Consider the following 17,299-nt stretch of genomic DNA (forward strand, 5'->3'; position numbering starts at 1 on the left):
GAGAAAAGTGGTTACCTTGAATTAGCCAAAACCGGTCATTTAACAAAGCCAGTCGAGCGTTTAATCTGCTCTCACGCTAAACCACCCATGCCACTAACGGAAGGACGGAAACCATGAAGATCATGCACGTCGACGCAAGCGCCAAACGCGAGCGATCCAACTCCCGCGCATTGAGCCGCTATTTTCTGGAACGCCTGCGTGAAGAAGGCGCGGAGTTCGAAGTCGATTACCTGGATGTGACGATCGACACCCCACCGCACGTCACCGAGGCCTTCGCGATTGCCACCTACACGGCCGCGCAGGATCGCACGCCTGCGATGAAGGCGACGCTGGCCGGCTCGGATGCGCTCTGCCAGCGCCTGCTCGACGCGGACGCGTTCGTCTTCGCCATGCCCATGTACAACTGGTCGATGCCCTCCGCGTTCAAGGCGTTTATCGACAGCGTCACGCGCACGGGCCTAACCTACGTGAATGCGGACGATGGCCGCGTGGTCGGGCAGCTTTCGCGTCAGAAGGTGCTGTTCATCACGAGCCGCGGCGCGGATTTGCGCCCGGGCTCGCCTTACGCGGGCATGGATGCGCTCACGCCGTCGCTGAAGTCTGCGTTCGGCTTCCTCGGCGTCGCCGATCCGACCTTTGTCGACGCCCAGCCGCTGCAGTTTGCCAATCCTGAAGCGCGTATCGAAGCGCTTCAGCGCGCACGCGCCGAACTGGACGCCGTGGCGTCGAATTGGGCGGCGTCGTCGTCAGATTCGAGCCGTGCAAACCATGATGCCTTGTCAGGAGTCACAGCATGAAAATCCGCCCACTGATCGCGACGGCCACGCTCGCCGGTTTCGCCATTTTCGGCGTTTCCCAGTCCACCTTCGCCGCCGACGCAACCGCGCCGCACGAGACGATTACGCCTGCTTTTGCCGAGGCGATCGCCAACGTGCCGGGCAAGACGATGACGGCGCTCGTGGTCGAGTATCCGCCCGGCGGCAAGTCGCCCTCGCATCGGCACGGTCAGGCGTTCGTGGTCGGCTATGTGCTGTCGGGGGCGATCCGCAGTCGCGTGAACGCCGGCGAAGAGCGCGTCTATCATGCCGGCGAGTACTGGACCGAGAAGCCGGGCGTGCATCACACGGTCAGCGAAAACGCGAGCGATACGGAACCTGCGAAGCTGCTGGCGATCTTCGTGGCCGACTCGAAAGACAAGAACCTTGTTACGTTCGACAAGAAGTAAGTGTATTGACGGCGCCGGGCTGGTCGCACCGTCATTGCACCGCGATGGCGGCCGGCGACTATGCCAGTCGCCGCCGCGAGCGGAGCCCGAAACGGCGCTCGCTGCGCGTCCCGAACTTCGCGTCCGGAACTTCGCGCCTAGAACTTCGGATGACATTCAAAACTCATGGACGACCCATGCTCCGTCATCCCCTGCACGCCGCTGACGGTTTCCGTCGTCACGCTGATCTGCATGCCGCGACGCTCGCAGTAATCGCGCGCCTCGTTCATGGCCTGTTCATGCGCGCGGGCCCAGGCGAGGCGTCCGCCTGTCGCGCTTGCGGCGACCGTATAAGTATTCGGTTTGCTGGTGGCGACCACGTCGCTGGAACTGGCGCAGCCCACGAGGCTCGCGCACGCCGCCACGGCCGCAACGAGGGCGCGCGCCGATGCCGACAACGCGTCTCGCGCCGCGAGCGCGCCGAATGCCTCATTCCGTTCGGCCATGCGGCCTGAGACAGTATTGAACATATATCACCTGCACATTTTTACGGATTGACCAATTCTTGAAATTATCCGTAATCATGCGCAGGAGATCAGCCTCACCATCCGAAAACACTGTTGCTCGCGGCTAAACAATGCCGCCCGCGCGAACGGCGCGGCACAGTCGTTGCTAACCGGTTCCGTGTGAGCGCATCGCGGCTCGCTTCACGGAGTGTGCAGACATGCCCGATCACCGACCTATCCCTCCACGACCGGCATTGCCGACCGACGCGCGCGGCATGATCGGCAATATGAGAACCACCGCGCTCGTCTCGCTGCGCGGCTCGATCGACTTCATGTGTTTTCCGCGCATCGACTCGCCGGCCATTTTCGCCGGCCTGCTCGAGCCGTCGCGCGGCGGCGCTTTCTCGATCGAACCCAAGTTCGAAACCGCCAATGTCAAGCAGATGTACCTGCCCGACACCAATGTCCTGCTGACCCGTTTCATGACGCCGGAAGGCGTGTGCGAACTGATGGACTTCATGCCGGTGCCCGAAGACGGCAGCGCCGCCGACGCGCCGCCGCCCAACTGCGTGATCCGCGTCGTGCGGGTCGTGCACTGGCGCATGGCGTTCAGGATGCATTGCGAGCCGCGCTTCTACTATGCGCGAGGATCGCACACGGCTCACATCGATAAGGACGGCGCGGTGGAGTTCCACGCCGCCGCAAACGCCGGCCTCGAAGGCAGCATGCAATTGCGCCTGAACAGCACCCTGCCGCTCGCGCTCGACGACGGCGCCGCGCGCGCCGAATTCGAATTGCGCGATGGCGAGTCGGCGGGCTTCGCTTTCGGCGATGCCGAAGGCCTGCGTGAAAAGTCGTTCGATTGCGAAACGGCGCTGACCGACACGATCCGCTACTGGCGAAGCTGGTCGGCGCAATCCACTTATCGCGGCCGCTACCGCGAAGTCGTGATGCGCTCGGCGCTGACCTTGAAACTGCTCAGTTCCAGCGAGCATGGCGCGATCGTGGCCGCGCCGACCTTCGGCCTCGCCGAAGCGCTCGACGGTTCGCGCCGCTGGGACTACCGCTTCACGTGGATCCGCGACGCCGCGTTCTCCGTGTACGCGCTGCTGCGGCTCGGCTATACCGGCGAAGCGCGGCATTTCATGACATGGATCGCCGGGCGCAGCCGCCATTGCGATTCGGACGGCTCGCTGAGCGTCATGTACACCGTCGACGGCAAGGAGCCGCCTGAAGAAAGCGAAATCGCGGCGCTCGCGAATGGAGAAAGCGCGGGCGTGCCGCTCATCGGCAACGCCGCGCGCAATCAGACCCAGCTCGACGTGTACGGCGCGCTGCTCGACGCGATCTATCTGTACAACAAGTACGGCGCCGCGATCTCACACGACGGCTGGCGCGACGTCACGCGCACCGTCGACTATGTGATCGGGCACTGGCGCGAGCCCGACCACGGCATCTGGGAATTTCGCAACGGCCTGCGCCCCTTGCTCCATTCGCGGCTGATGTGCTGGGTCACGGTGGACCGCGCACTGCGTCTCGCGGAAAAGCGTTCGCTGCCCGCGCCGCTCAAGCGCTGGTTCGACACGCGCGACGCGATTCACGCCGACATCCACGAGAACTTCTGGAACGAGGAACGGAATGCGTTCGTGCAGACGCCGGATTCGCAGCGGCTCGATGCGTCGGCACTGATGATGCCGCTCGTGCGCTTCATCGGCCCGACCGATCCGCGTTGGCTCGGCACGCTCGACGCGATCGGCAGCGAACTGAAAGTCGACCCGCTGATCTTCCGCTACACGCGAGGCGCGACGCTCGACGGCCTGCCCGGCATCGAAGGCGGCTTCAGCGTCTGTTCATTCTGGTATGCGGAAGCGCTGGCGCGGGCCGGACGCGTCGACGAAGGCCGCCTCGTGTTCGAGAAGATGCTCGCGTACGCGAATCACGTCGGCCTCTTCTCCGAGGAAGTGGCCACCAGCGGCGAGGCGCTCGGCAATTTTCCGCAGGCTTTGACGCATCTCGCGCTGATCAGCGCGGCATACCAGCTCGATCGCAACCTGGACAAGGTTCACGTTCCGTGGACTTGAGCAGGCGGCATCGCTTACAGCGCAAAAATCTTCCGGAATCGGATTTCACCGTCTAGTCTGTAACGACATCATTTAAACCAACCCGGACGCTGAACCGGAGGAGACATCGATGGAGCTCGAAGCACGTACCATGAAACGCGTAACGGTTCGGCTCGTGCCGTTCCTGATCCTGTGTTATTTCATTGCCTATCTCGACCGCGTCAACGTCGGCTTTGCCGCGCTGCAAATGAACAAGGCGCTCGGCTTGTCCGCGAGTGCTTTCGGGTTCGGCGCTGGGGTTTTTTTCATCGCCTATTTTTTCTTCGAAGTCCCATCCAATCTGCTGCTGGAGAAGTTCGGCGCGCGCCGCTGGATCGCGCGAATCATGTTCACGTGGGGCATTCTTGCGGGCGCGATGGCGTATATCCCAGATATTGCACGCTTCACCGGACTCTCCGCCGCGCACGTGTTTTACGGGCTGCGCATCTTGCTCGGTGTGGCCGAGGCGGGCTTCTTTCCCGGCATCATCTTCCTGCTCACGCTGTGGTTCCCCGCCGCGTATCGCGGTCGCGTGGTCGGCTATTTCATGGCGGCGATTCCGCTGTCCACCGTGATCGGCGGCCCGATTTCCGGCGCGTTGCTGTCGATGGACGGCTTTGCCGGACTGGCCGGCTGGCAATGGGTCTATCTGATCGAGGCGGCGCCCGCGCTGCTGCTCACGTTCGCCGTGCTCTACTACCTCACCGACAAGCCCGCCGACGCCACCTGGCTCGCCGCCGACGAGCGCGACTGGCTGGTCGCGCGCCAGAAGCAGGAGCGCGCTCATCGCGAAGCGGTGCATACGTTCAGCGTGAAAGAGGCGCTCTTCAATCCGCGCGTGCTCGCCGTCGCATTGATCTATTTCGGTGCGAACGCAACCAACTACGGGTTGAGTTTCTTCCTGCCGCAGATCGTCAAATCCTTCGGGCTCAGCAACTTGCAGACGGGCTTCGTGACGTCGCTGCCGTATATCGTCGGCGTGATCAGCATGGTGTTCTGGGGACGGCATTCGGACCGCAAGCTCGAACGCAAATGGCACGTGGCGATCGCACTGCTGGTGGCGGCCGGCGGCATCGCGGCGGCGGCGGGGCTCGACAATCCGGTGCAGAAGATGATCGCGCTGTCGATCGCCGGGTTCGGCATCTTCGGCTGCCTGCCGGTGATCTGGACCTTGCCGGCCGCGTTCCTGTCGGGCGCGGCGGCGGCGGGCGGCATTGCCGCGGTCAATTCGCTGGGCAATCTGGCGGGCTTCTTCGGCCCCTATGCGATGGGCTGGATCAAGGACAGCACCGGTGGCTTCGGCGCGGGGCTGCTATGCCTGTCGGGCGCGGGACTCGTCGGGGTCGCGGCCGTGCTGTTGCTGCATCACGATGCTTCGCTTGAGGCATCGGCGGCACATTTTTCGGATCCGGATGCGGAGGTGGCGGGGGCGACCAAGGCGGCGGGCTCGTAGCGGCGTTCGTTGCCGCGGTCCAAGCGCATCGCGTCGGGTCGCCGCCGGCCATAAGAAGCGCGACGCGAGCGCAGCCGGGCCTACGGGAAACGCCGCGAACATAGCCGCCCTTGCGGGAACCGCCGCCGGCTCAGCCACGCCGACCAAAGCACCGCATGAACCTGGCCGCACCAAAGGAATATCGCCAACCGCTCAGCCGCGCGACGCGGCGACTCCATCGCTCACGGCGCGCCGCGACCACCCGCCGACGTTTCCGGCAACGCATTAGTTGGGCTGCCGGCGTCCGGCGGCACCACATCGTCCGGCGTGGGCGTCGGCGCGAGGGCCGGTTCGCCGCCGCCGCGCGCCTCGCCGTCGACCGCCCCGCTCGCCGCCACCGGCGCGGAACCCGGCGCCGGCAGCAACGGCGGCTGCGGCAACGTTCGCGGCTCGGCTACCGCGATCGACGCCGATGGCGCAACCGACGGTTCAGCCGGCACGGCAGCCGGCGTGCGACGCGTCGTGGTGCGCGGCACTGCTGGTGCCTCCGGCTTCGCCGGCGAACTCGTCAAGAGATTCTGGAACCACTCGCGCAACCTGCCCGAGCGCTCGGCGAACCAGCCCGGCTGCTGGTCGGTCGCGAATTTGACGCGGCTGTCGACCAGCCTCGAGCGCTGCGCGCGCTGGAAGAAATCGCCGACGATCGGCAGCGCGCTGTGCGCCCCCTGCCCCCAATAGTCGCTGCGCAAGGTCACGCGGCTGTCGTTGAAGCCCACCCATGCCCCCGCTACGAGCTGCGGATGAATCAGGATGAACCAGCCGTCCGCGTTGCCCTGCGTCGTGCCGGTCTTGCCCGCCACATCGCCACGGACGCCGAAGCGGCTGCGGATGCTCGAACCCGTGCCGCGGTTCACTACGTCGCGCATGACGTCGATGAGCACGCGGTCGGTGTCGGCGGGCAGTTCCTGTTTCGGCGACACCGGCGCGAATTCCGCCAGCACGTCGCCTTTGCGGTTCTCGATGCGCGTCACCATCACTGGCTCCACGTAGCCGCCGAGATTGGCGATCGTGCCGTAGGCCGAGACCATTTCCTTGAGCGTCACAGGGCTCGTGCCGAGCGCGAGCGACGGCACCGGGTCCAGTTCGCTGTCGCGCACGCCCATGGCGCGGGCGAGGCGCGCGACCTTGTTCGGGCCGACCGTCTCCATCAGTTGCGCGGTGATCCGGTTGCGCGAATACGCGAGGCCGTCGCGCAGGCTGATCTTGCGTTCGCTCGGCTCGTCCTCGTCGCCCGGACGCCAGACTTCGCCGCCTGCCAGCGGAATTTCCACGGGCTTATCGACGAAGGTGTCGGCGGGTTTCGCGCCCGACTCGAAGGCCGCCGCGTAGACGAACGGCTTGAAGGTGGAACCCGGCTGGCGCCGCGCCTGCTGGACGTGGTCGAACGGATCCTGGCTGAAATCGCGGCTGCCCACCCACGCCCTGATCTGGCCGTTGCGCGGATCCATCGCGAGGAAATCCGCCTGCACGCGGGTCTTGGACTCGCAGACCGACTTCACGAGGTCGCGCTCGGACGAGACGCGCTTGAGCGCGTCGTCATCGGTCAGGCCCGCGTCTTTGGCGGCGCGGTAGTCGGGTGTTTCGCGCAGGAACGTCTGCAACAGGTCGCGCCCGTTCGAGCAGCCCGCGCGCGTACCCCACGCCGAGTTGGCGATGCCCTGCAGCTGATTGCCCTGCAAGGTCACGGCCTGGGTCGCCATGGTCTGCAGGCGCGAGTCGATGGTGGTGCGTACCACCAGCCCGTCGGAGTACATGTTGTAGTCGTTGCGATCCGCCCACGACGCCAGCCACTTGCGCAGTTGCTGCGCGAAGTGCGGCGCCGGTCCGGGCGGCTCGGTCTGGCGCTCGAAATCGATCCGCAGCGGCCGGCGGCTGAGCGTCGCATAAGCCGCCGGCGTCAGCTTGCCGTACTTGACCATCTGTCCGAGCACCGTATTGCGCCGCTGCAACGCGCGTTCGGGATTGAGCACCGGGTTGTAGTAGCTGTTGCCCTTGAGCATGCCGGCGAGCGTCGCGCTTTCCAGCACGTTCAGGTCGGAAGCCGATTTGTCGAAATAGGTGCGCGCCGCCATCTCGATGCCGTAGGCGTTATAGAGGAACGGTACCGTGTTCAGGTAGGTCTCGAGAATCTCGTCCTTGGTGTAGAGCGCCTCGATCTTGAAAGCCGTGATCGCTTCCTTGAGCTTGCGCGTGAGCGTCGGCGCGCGGCCGATCTCGTCGGGGTACAGATTGCGGGCGAGCTGCTGGGTGATGGTCGAGCCGCCTTGCCGGTCGCCGGAAAACGTATGCAGCGCGGCCGATGCCGTGCGCCGCCAGTCGAGGCCCCAATGCTGGTAGAAGCGGTGATCTTCGGTGGCGATCAGCGCATTCACTACGTTGGGCGAGATGTCCTTGAGCTTGACCCATTCGCGGTTGGAGGGCTTGAATTCGGCCAGCAGCTTGCCGTCCGCGGACAGAATCTGCGCCGGCTGCTCGATCTTGGCCTTGCGGATATCGCCGATGCCCGGCGTGAACGGAATCAGGATCAGCACATACAGCACGAACAGCAGCGCCAGCGCCGCGCAAGCCTTCAGCACGCCGCGGCGCGTAGGATGGCGCAAGTGCCACAGCGCCTGGGCGACGAGCGGGTTCGCCAAAGTCAGCCCTTTTTCAAGGGCCGCCAGAAATGAGGGGATGAAGCGCTTCACACTAGCTTACCGTCGGCTTGGAAAGGCGCAATCCTACCAAGATGCGCGGCGGTAGCCGATTTTTTGCCGCGCGCGCGCCGCCGAAGCAGCGCAAGCGCATCGCAATCGGCCGAACCGCTGCGGCGCGCCCGCAACAATCGCGGCCCACTATAATGTCGCCAATTCCGACAAGAGGTGCTTCATGATCATCAAACCGCGCGTGCGTGGCTTCATCTGCGTTTCCACCCATCCGACCGGCTGCGAAGCCAATGTCAAGGAACAGATCGAATACGTCAAGGCACGCGGCCCCATCGCCAATGGCCCGAAGAAGGTGCTCGTGATCGGCGCATCCACCGGCTACGGCCTCGCCGCCCGCATCAGCGCGGCGTTCGGCTCCGACGCCGCTACCCTCGGGGTGTTCTTCGAGCGCGCCGGCAGCGAAACCAAGGCCGGCACGGCCGGCTGGTACAACACCGCCGCCTTCGAGAAATTCGCCACGGAGAAAGGCCTGTACGCGACCAGCATCAACGGCGACGCCTTCTCCGATGAAGTCAAGGCGCGCACCATCGAAGTCATCAAGCGCGATCTGGGTCAGGTCGACCTGGTCATCTACAGCCTTGCCGCGCCCAAGCGCACGCATCCGAAGAGCGGCGAAGTGTTCAGCTCGACCTTGAAGCCGGTCGGCAAGGCCGTGAATCTGCGCGGCATCGACACGGACAAGGAAGTCATCAAGGAAACCGTGCTCGAACCCGCCACGCAGGAGGAAATCGACCACACCGTCGCGGTGATGGGCGGCGAAGACTGGCAGATGTGGATCGACGCCCTGCTCGAAGCCGGCGTGCTCGCGGACGGCGCGAAGACCACCGCGTTCACCTATCTCGGTGAAAAGATCACCCACGACATCTACTGGAACGGCTCGATCGGCGCCGCCAAGAAGGACCTCGACCAGAAAGTGCTGGGCATTCGCGAGAAGCTGGCGGCCAGGGGCGGCGACGCGCGCGTCTCGGTGCTCAAGGCAGTCGTCACCCAGGCCAGCTCCGCGATCCCGATGATGCCGCTGTATCTGTCGCTGCTCTTCAAGGTCATGAAGGAGCAAGGCACGCACGAAGGCTGCATCGAACAGGTCTACGGCCTGTACAAGGACAGCATGTACGGCGCGGCGCCGCATCTCGACGAAGAAGGACGCCTGCGCGCGGACTACAAGGAGCTCGACCCCGAGGTACAAAGCCGCGTGCAGGCGCTCTGGAGCCAGGTGACCAACGACAATATCTACGAACTCACCGACTTCAGCGGCTACAAGACGGACTTCCTGCGTCTGTTCGGCTTCGAGATCGCGGGCGTGGATTATGAAGCGGACGTCAATCCGGACGTGCAGATTCCGAAGCTCGTGCAGGTTGGATAATTACGATCGCAACGCGCTGACGGTGGCCTGAGCCGCGCCATCCTTATCGGGCTTTCAGCAGGGAAACGCGGCCTGAAGCGAACGAAGAATCGCGAGGCCGATCGGAAAGTCGTCCGAAATACCCGGGTGGTTGGTGAAGAACTCGTCGAGCAACGGATAGACGTTCTGATTGCCGATGGCGAGATTTTGCGGCGGGCAGAAGAGCGGTGGTTTCTTCTTCGATACCAGCTCGCCGTTGGCCCAGCCGAACGCGTTGATCGTGCCGGTAATGTACGCGGCGTAGATCGAGTTATTGTCGGCGTGCGCCCATTGCTTGTACTGCGCGGCCGTCATCTCGGCGCTCGCATTCAGAGTGAAACACGCGGCCAGCAACGCCAGCGCAACTTTCGATACCCGCATCGTGGAACCTTCAATCGGTGTCGCAAAAGCGGTCATTGTAGGTGAGTTGGGACGTGCCGCGCAGCAGCGCTTGCATGGGCAGGAAGCCGTAAGCATTGCATACGCTTGTTGTAAGCGTCGCGGGTACGCGCGAATGCATTACGGCGTGCCGTTGCGGCAATACTTCCGGTAGCCGTCGCGCGTGGCGAGACGCGCCATATACGCCGCGACCGCGGGCAAATCGCCGTGCTGCAACGGCGTTTCCAGCCAGCGGTTGATGGACAGCGCAATCGGAATGTCCGCGAGCGAAAACGACTCTCCCGCGATGAACGCGCCGGTTTTGCACAACTGACCTTCGATCATGGCCATCTGCCTCGCCCAGTTCGCACACGACAGATCGATCTGCAGCGCATCCTGGTGGGCCGGAGAATGCCGGACCAGCGCCAGAAAGGCGTAGCTCCAGGAACGGTTCAATTCGCTCGCCTGCCAGTCGATCCACTGATCGCAGCGGGCGCGCTCGTATGGATCGACGGGATATAACGACTCGCCGTGATAGCGGCCCGCCAGATAACGGATGATCGAATTCGACTCCCACAGCACGAACTCGCCGTCCTTGATGACGGGGACCATTGCGTTGGGATTCAGCGAGAGAAATTCCGGCACGTCGGTCGCGCGGAATCCGGAGCCCCAGTCTTGCTGGTCGAATGGAAGCGCGAGTTCCGCGCACGTCCACAAGACTTTGCGGACGTTGATGGATGAGGTCTTGCCGAGTATCTGTAGCATGGGTTCAAAGCGTATCGACGGCTCGGTGGCTCGGACAGGCACAGTTTGCCTCATGCGCGCCGTGCCAGCGCTGCTCAGTGCGACGCCACTCAGTGCGACGCGACGAAGATCGAGCCCGGCGCGGGCGGCGACACGGCGAAGGTTTTACGCATCCGGTCGGCCTCTTCGACCGGACTGCGTCCGAACAGGCGCTTGAATTCGCGGCTGAATTGCGAGGCGCTCTCATAGCCCACCTGCGCGCAGGCGAGCGCCGCCGTCACCTCGTTTCTCACCATCAGCAGGCGCGCCTGATGAAGCCGCGTTGACTTCAGATATTGCATTGGCGACGTGCGCGTCACGGCCTTGAAATGCGCGTGGAAGCTGGGCACGCTCATGTTCGCTTCCAGCGCGAGTTGCTCGACGTCGAGCGGCTCGCGATAGCATGCGTGAATCTTGCGGATGACTTTGGCGATCCGGGCGAACTGGCCTTGCGCGGTCAGCGCGGCGCGCATCGATCCGCCCTGCTCGCCGGTCAGCACGTGGAAGTAGATTTCGCGCACCAGTGCCGGACCGAGCAAGTCAGCCTCGAGCGGCACGCTCATCGCCTCCAGAAAGCGCAGTACCGAAGCGCTCAGTTTCGCGTCGAGCGGCGTCGACATCATGCCGCGCGGCTCGGCCGGCACGCCGGCCTCACGCTCGTCGAGTTGCAGCAGCAGATCGGCGGCAACTTTGAAGTCGAGGCGGAAATAAATCGCCAGCAAGGGCTCCGCCTCGCTCGCTTCGGTTTCCATCGAGAACGGCACCGGCACCGAGACGGCCAGGTAGTGCTGCGCGTCGTACACGTAGATCGTCTCGCCGAGAAAGCCCCGCTTGCGCCCCTGGCAGACGATCACCACGCCCGGGTCGTACAGCACCGGAGTGCGGCTGAGCGGCCGGTTCGAGCGCAGAAAGCGCACGTCGGGCAGCGCGGTGAGGTTGTAGCCTTCCAGCGGCGCGAGATTTTCGAGCAAGGCCACCATGCGTTGCTGCGTGCTCCGATCAACGCGTTTTGACGCCATGACGTGCCCCGTGTCCCATGATTCGCAAGCCTGCACTGTGCCATCGCCACGGCGGAAAATCCATCCATTCATAGGATCAGGCAATCACCGCAGACGAACCGGCATTCGCACCCGGCTCTCGCGCCCCTACCATTCAGTCCTGCGCTGGTCTCCGTCGATGCCACGCGTTTTCGCCCGAAGGCGCCATGCAATGACGGACAAAACAACGGAGTGAATCATCATGAGCAAAACGTTTCTGATCACCGGCGTCAGTTCCGGTTTCGGCGGTGCGTTCGCGCAGGCAGCGCTCGACGCGGGCCATACCGTCGTCGGCACGGTGCGCAATGAAGCGGCGCGCGATGCGTTCACCGCGCTCGCGGCCGAACGGGCCCATGCCGTCGTGCTCGACGTCACGGACTTCGAGGCGATCGCGCCCGCCGTCGCCGCGATCACCCAAACCGTCGGCCCGATCGACGTCCTCGTCAACAACGCCGGCTACGGACACGAGGGCACGCTGGAAGAGTCGCCGCTCGACGATCTGTGTCGTCAATTCGACGTCAACGTGTTCGGCGCGGTAGCGATGATCAAGGCCGTGCTGCCGGCCATGCGTGAGCGCCGCTCGGGTCACGTCATCAATATCACGTCGATGGGCGGCTTCATCACGATGCCCGGCATTGCGTACTACTGCGGCAGCAAGTTCGCGCTCGAAGGCATCAGCGACGCGCTGGCGAAAGAAGTGGCGGCCTTCGGCATCAAGGTCACGGCTGTCGCGCCCGGCTCGTTCCGCACGGATTGGGCGGGCCGTTCGATGGTCCGGGCAAGCCGCAGCATCGCCGATTATGACGCCCTGTTCGACCCGGTCCGCGAGGCGCGCGAAGCAAAGAGCGGCAAGCAGGCGGGGGACCCGCGCAAAGCGGCGCGGGCGCTGCTGGAAATCGTCGCGGCAAAGAATCCGCCGGTGCATCTGCTGCTCGGCAACGATGCGCTCGACCTGGTGAAGACGAAGCTGGCGGCGCTGAACGAGGAGATCGAAACGTGGGAAGCGCTGTCGCGCTCGACCGACTTCGCCTGACGCAAAAAGCGCGACTGCGCTTGAGAAATGGCGAGGCGATTTCTCAAGACGCGAAAATCGTGGCATGATTTGATCAAATCCCACAATGCAAAAAATCCAGCTTTTCCGAACAGGCGGCCCGTTGCGCTCCGTTGTCGAAAGCGCCTCGCGCCGCTGTCATCAACCGACTGGAGTCAACCTTGCAAAGCGACCTGCACTGCGGCTTGCGCGAATTTCTGGAACATCACCGCATCCATGAAGTGGAGTGCGTGATACCGGACATGACCGGCGTCGCGCGTGGCAAGATCGTGCCGAAGAATCTGTTCCTCGCGGAAGGCAAGATGCATATGTCGAACGCGCTGCTGATGATCACCGTCAACGGCGAATTCGCGAATTTCGAGCGCTTTGTCGGGCCGAGCGATCCCGACATGGTCTGCATTCCCGATCCGAATACGGTGCGGCTCGTGCCGTGGGCCATCGAACAGGTCGCGGTGGTGATTCACGACTGCGTCGGACTGGACGGCAAGCCGATCGGCATCTCGCCGCGCGCGGTGTTGCGCCGCGTGCTGCAGCTTTACGAAGAACGCGGCTGGCGCCCGGTGGTCGCGCCGGAGATGGAGTTCTATCTGATCGCGCAGAACAAGAATCCGCACGAGCCGCTGCGCCCGCCGCTCGGCCGCGCGGGGCGTCACGAAGCCGGCCGCCAGTCTTTTTCGATCGACGCGGTCAACGAATTCGATCCGTTCTTCCAGGACCTGTCGCGCTTCTGCGAGATGACGCATCTCGGCGTCGAGACGCTCGTGCACGAAGTCGGCGCCGGGCAGATGGAGATCAACTTCTCGCACGGCGACGCGCTCGATCTCGCCGACCGCGTGTTCCTGTTCAAACGCGCGGTGCGCGAAACCGCCTTCCGTCATGGCATTTTCGCCACTTTCATGGCCAAGCCGATGGAGCACGAACCGGGCAGCGCGATGCATATTCATCAAAGCATCGTCGATCGGGAAAGCGGGCAGAACATTTTCTCGCTGCCCGACGGCTCGGCGAGCCCGCTGTTTTTCAACTATATCGGCGGCTTGCAGAAGTACATGCCGCAAGCCATGCCCATGTTCGCGCCGTATGTGAATTCCTACCGGCGCCTGTCGCGCTTCACCGCCGCGCCGATCAACGTGCGCTGGGGTTACGACAACCGCACCTGCGGCATCCGCGTGCCTAATTCCGAGCCGGACGGCCGGCGCCTGGAGAACCGCGTGCCGGGCGTCGACGTGAATCCGTATCTCGCCATGGCGGCCACCCTCGCCTGCGGCTATCTCGGCATGGCGGAGCAGCAGGAAGCGTCGACGCCGATGATCGAAAGCGCCTACGACCTCGAGTACGAGTTGCCGCGCGGCCTGGAAGACGCGCTCAAGGCGCTTTTGAAATGCCCCGAACTCGCCGGTGTGCTGGGCGAGAGTTTCGTGCAAGCCTATTGCGCGGTGAAGGAAAAGGAATTCGAGACTTTCTCGCAAGGCATTACCGCGTGGGAACGCGAGCATCTGCAACTGCTCGTCTGAACGCGGGCCGCGGCCGGTAACCCGATTGGAGAGCGTGCAATTGCCATTGAATACCCGTCGAGGCATCAACTGGACGCGCGCGCAAGCGCTCGTCGAGCGCGAACGCCGCGCGTTTGTCGAGGCCATGCCGAAGTCGCGCGCGCTGTCCGAACGCGCCGCGCGCCACCTGCTGTTCGGCGTGCCGCTGCACTGGATGAACGACTGGCCGACGCCCTTCTCCCTTTATGTCGAAGAAGCACGCGGCGCTGCGTTTACCGATGTGGACGGTCACCGCTATGCGGACTTCTGCCTCGGCGACACCGGCGCGATGTTCGGCCATTCGCCGGCGCCCGTCGCACGGGCGCTCGCGGCGCAAGCGCAACGCGGCCTGACGACCATGCTGCCGGGCGAAGACGCCGCGTGGGTCGGCGAAGAACTCGCGCGCCGCTTCGGGCTGCCGTACTGGCAGTTCGCGATGACGGCGAGCGACGCCAACCGCTTCGCGTTGCGCTGGGCACGCGCGGCGACCGGGCGCAGACAGATCGTCATTTTCAACGGCTGCTATCACGGCACCGTGGACGACGTCTTCGTCGATCTGGTCGACGGTCAGCCGCAACAGCGCGACAGTTTGATCGGCCAGGTGCACGATCTGCTCGGCAGCACGCGCGTGATCGAATTCAACGACCTCGCCGCGCTCGAGGATGCACTCAAAGATGGCGACGCGGCCTGCGTGCTCGCCGAACCTGCGATGACCAACATCGGCATGGTGCTGCCCGAGGCGGATTACTGGCGCGAGGCGCAAGCGCTGATGCGCCGCTACGGCACGCTGCTCGTCATCGACGAAACGCACACGATCAGTTGCGGCCCAGGCGGCTATACGAAAGCGCACGGGCTCGAACCCGATCTGTTCGTGCTCGGCAAACCCGTCGCCGGCGGCTTTCCGTGCGCTGTATATGGCTTCAGCGCTGAATTCGCCGCGCGTGCCCAGCAGGCCAAGCGCAGTGCGCCGCCGGGTCACTCCGGTATCGGCACGACGCTCACCGCGAACATGCTGGCGATGAGCGCGATCCGCGCCACGCTCGCCGAGGTGATGACCGATGCGGCCTACGCGCATATGTTCGCGCTGGCGGAGCGCATCGAGAGCGGACTGCGGGACGCGATTGCGCGGCATGGCCTCGCGTGGTGCGTGACGCGTGTCGGCGCCCGCAACGAATTCCAGTTCATGCCGACGCCGCCGCGTAACGGCAGCGAAGCCGGACGGCAACTCGATCACGAACTGGAACACGTCTTGCACCTCTATTTGCTGAACCGCGGCGTGTTGATCACCCCGTTTCACAACATGATTCTGGTGTGCCCGGAGACGTCGGTACAGGACGTGGACAAGCTGGTCGCCGCGTTCGACGCGTGTCTTGGCGAACTGATGTGAGGTCGCGCCGACACGCCGGCCTTTTTTGCACCCTTTTCCACGGGGTTTTGCAACGAGCTTTATGAAAACTTCGCGTCATCACACGCTGCAGGACCAGACCTACGACACGCTGCGGCAGTGGCTCACCATTGGACGCTTCGTGCCCGGCGAGCGCATCAAGATCCGCCACGTCGCCGCCGAACTCGGCGTGGGTGAAATGCCGGTGCGCTCCGCCTTGCAGCGCCTCGCGGCCGAATCGGCGCTCGTCAACGTGCCCAATTGCGGCGTGACGGTGCCGCATCTGTCGAAACAACAGTTCGACGACGTCCTGCGCGTGCGTCTGATTCTCGAAGGCCAGGCCGCCGAACTCGGCGTGCCGCATCTCACGGCGCACGACCTCGGCACGCTGGAAATGCTGAATGCGCAGATGGCGCAGGCGTTACGCAGCGCCGACGCCAAAGGCTATCTCGACGCCAACGAGGCATTCCACCTGATTCTGTACCGGGCGGCCGGCTCGCCGCTGCTGCTGGAACTGATAGAAACCGTGTGGCTGCAGGTCGGGCCGATTTCGAATTTGCTGTTCGGCGAGTCGCTTTTTGCCGACACGCTCAACGACGCACACGACGATCTGCTGAGCGCCGCAAAAGCGCGCGACGCGGCCGGCGTGCGGCGGGCTATCGAGCGCGACCTGAATCACGCGGCGACGTGCTTGCGGGCGCAATGCTTGTAGGCGTGTGATCGCCCGCCGAACGCAATCCGCGGCTCGCAGACGCTCTGACTTGAAGCAGCGGAGCTATCTGACCGCTCTCAGGCTTTTAGCGTCGCCTGCTCGCGAATCATGTCGTAAAGCGCCTGCGCCGCCGGCGACAACTGCGCGGTCTTGCGCGCCACGAGGACGAGCGTGCGCGACACCGCCGGCTGCGTGAGTTCAACAGTGCGTACCGTCGGATACGCGCCCTTCTGAAGAGCGAGCGCCGGCACCACGGCCGCGCCCACGCCCTGCGCGACCAGCCCGACGGCCGTCGAACTGCGCTGCACTTCGTAGAACGAGCGCAGTGCCAGTTCGCTCGTTTGCAGCGCGACGTCCAGTAACGCGCGGTTGCCGCTCACCTCGCCGGCAAAGATCAGTGGATAGGATTGCAGCTGCTGCCAGGCGATGCGGCGCCGCTTCGCCAGCGGATGATCCTGATGGCAGATCAGGACGTAGCGGTCCTCCGTGAGCGGCACGCTGGTCAGATCCGGATGATGCTCGCCCGCGATATTGATGCCGAACTCGACTTCGCGGCGTAGCACGGCCGCCTCCACCGCGGACGACGCGTGATCGAGGATCCTGATGCGGTTATGCGGATAACGCGCCGAATACGCCAGCAGAATACGCGGCAAATATTGCACGCCCACCGTCGGCACGCAGGCGATGGAGACATCGCCGCGACGCGCCACGCCCGTCTCGCGGATTTCCACCAGCGCGTCGGCGAGTTCGCCGAGCAGGCGGCGCGCTTGCGGCAGAAAACCGCGGCCGATTTCGGTGAGCGCCATGGAGCGCGTGGTGCGCTCGATCAGCGTGACGCCGAGGTAGGTTTCGAGCTTGCGCAGCCGCTGCGTGATGGCTGTTTGCGTGACGTGCAGTGAATCGGCGGCACCCTGGAAACTGCCGCGATCCGCGATGGCGACGAAGGCCTGAACGCCGAGCGTGTCGATTTTCATTAGAAAAATGAAGGAATCGGAATGATAAATTCATTTTACTCCGCCTTCGGCGCCGCCGAGAATG

Annotated in this window: 15 protein-coding genes; 9 read left to right on the top strand and 6 right to left on the bottom strand. The window is 64.2% G+C overall.

The window, feature by feature from the left end:
* Positions 1-113: 113 nt before the first annotated feature.
* A complete protein-coding gene (locus RI103_RS09925) occupies positions 114-797 on the top strand; it encodes an NAD(P)H-dependent oxidoreductase (RefSeq protein ID WP_310811886.1) in 684 nt (227 codons plus the stop codon).
* Entirely contained in the window at positions 794-1,225 is a 432-nt protein-coding gene (locus RI103_RS09930; RefSeq protein ID WP_310811887.1) for a cupin domain-containing protein, read from the top strand. Before RI103_RS09925 ends, RI103_RS09930 begins: the two co-directional genes overlap by 4 nt.
* Positions 1,226-1,362: 137 nt before the next feature.
* On the opposite strand, the gene RI103_RS09935 is transcribed toward RI103_RS09930, so the two are convergent.
* The gene (locus tag RI103_RS09935) at positions 1,363-1,734 is read right to left on the bottom strand and encodes a hypothetical protein (RefSeq protein WP_310811888.1); all 372 of its coding nucleotides are present in this window, start codon (positions 1,732-1,734) and stop codon (positions 1,363-1,365) included.
* Between the two features lie 194 nt (positions 1,735-1,928).
* Between RI103_RS09935 and RI103_RS09940 the strand changes: the two genes are divergently transcribed.
* The gene (locus RI103_RS09940) at positions 1,929-3,791 is read left to right on the top strand and encodes a glycoside hydrolase family 15 protein (RefSeq protein ID WP_310811889.1); all 1,863 of its coding nucleotides are present in this window, start codon (positions 1,929-1,931) and stop codon (positions 3,789-3,791) included.
* Positions 3,792-3,900: 109 nt separating this feature from the next.
* Positions 3,901-5,262 (top strand): MFS transporter, encoded by a 1,362-nt coding sequence (locus tag RI103_RS09945; RefSeq protein ID WP_310811890.1) that lies wholly within the window; start codon positions 3,901-3,903, stop codon positions 5,260-5,262.
* Positions 5,263-5,483: 221 nt separating this feature from the next.
* On the opposite strand, the gene RI103_RS09950 is transcribed toward RI103_RS09945, so the two are convergent.
* Complete coding sequence (locus RI103_RS09950; RefSeq protein WP_310811891.1) at positions 5,484-7,988, bottom strand: transglycosylase domain-containing protein; 2,505 nt, start codon at positions 7,986-7,988, stop codon at positions 5,484-5,486.
* 181 nt (positions 7,989-8,169) lie between these two features.
* Here RI103_RS09950 and fabV point away from each other — a divergent pair, with 181 nt between their 5' ends.
* Positions 8,170-9,369, top strand: a complete 1,200-nt coding sequence (fabV, locus tag RI103_RS09955; RefSeq protein ID WP_310811892.1) for an enoyl-ACP reductase FabV — start codon at positions 8,170-8,172, stop codon at positions 9,367-9,369.
* A gap of 54 nt (positions 9,370-9,423) precedes the next feature.
* Here the strand turns inward: fabV and RI103_RS09960 are convergent, their stop codons facing one another.
* From RI103_RS09960 to RI103_RS09970, 3 genes are all read right to left on the bottom strand, one after another.
* The gene (locus RI103_RS09960; RefSeq protein ID WP_310811893.1) at positions 9,424-9,768 is read right to left on the bottom strand and encodes a hypothetical protein; all 345 of its coding nucleotides are present in this window, start codon (positions 9,766-9,768) and stop codon (positions 9,424-9,426) included.
* Between the two features lie 138 nt (positions 9,769-9,906).
* Positions 9,907-10,530, bottom strand: coding sequence for a glutathione S-transferase family protein (locus RI103_RS09965; protein ID WP_310811894.1), 624 nt, complete (start codon positions 10,528-10,530; stop codon positions 9,907-9,909).
* Between the two features lie 89 nt (positions 10,531-10,619).
* A complete protein-coding gene (locus RI103_RS09970; RefSeq protein ID WP_310811895.1) occupies positions 10,620-11,567 on the bottom strand; it encodes an AraC family transcriptional regulator in 948 nt (315 codons plus the stop codon).
* Positions 11,568-11,787: 220 nt separating this feature from the next.
* On the opposite strand from RI103_RS09970, the gene RI103_RS09975 reads away from it, so the two are divergent.
* From RI103_RS09975 to RI103_RS09990, 4 genes are all read left to right on the top strand, one after another.
* Positions 11,788-12,618: an oxidoreductase gene (locus RI103_RS09975; protein WP_310811896.1), complete on the top strand. Its 831-nt coding sequence runs from the start codon at positions 11,788-11,790 to the stop codon at positions 12,616-12,618.
* A gap of 191 nt (positions 12,619-12,809) precedes the next feature.
* Positions 12,810-14,147 carry a glutamine synthetase family protein gene (locus RI103_RS09980; RefSeq protein WP_310815207.1) on the top strand — a complete coding sequence of 446 codons (1,338 nt, stop codon included), beginning with the start codon at positions 12,810-12,812 and terminating at the stop codon, positions 14,145-14,147.
* A 46-nt stretch (positions 14,148-14,193) separates the two neighbouring features.
* The gene (locus RI103_RS09985; RefSeq protein ID WP_310815208.1) at positions 14,194-15,552 is read left to right on the top strand and encodes an aspartate aminotransferase family protein; all 1,359 of its coding nucleotides are present in this window, start codon (positions 14,194-14,196) and stop codon (positions 15,550-15,552) included.
* 61 nt (positions 15,553-15,613) lie between these two features.
* On the top strand, positions 15,614-16,261 hold the full coding sequence (locus RI103_RS09990; protein WP_310811897.1) for a GntR family transcriptional regulator: 648 nt from the start codon (positions 15,614-15,616) through the stop codon (positions 16,259-16,261).
* A 77-nt stretch (positions 16,262-16,338) separates the two neighbouring features.
* On the opposite strand, the gene RI103_RS09995 is transcribed toward RI103_RS09990, so the two are convergent.
* Positions 16,339-17,235, bottom strand: a complete 897-nt coding sequence (locus RI103_RS09995; protein ID WP_310811898.1) for a LysR substrate-binding domain-containing protein — start codon at positions 17,233-17,235, stop codon at positions 16,339-16,341.
* Positions 17,236-17,299: the final 64 nt, after the last annotated feature.

This window comes from Paraburkholderia sp. FT54 (assembly GCF_031585635.1).
In the GTDB taxonomy this organism is placed as follows: domain Bacteria; phylum Pseudomonadota; class Gammaproteobacteria; order Burkholderiales; family Burkholderiaceae; genus Paraburkholderia.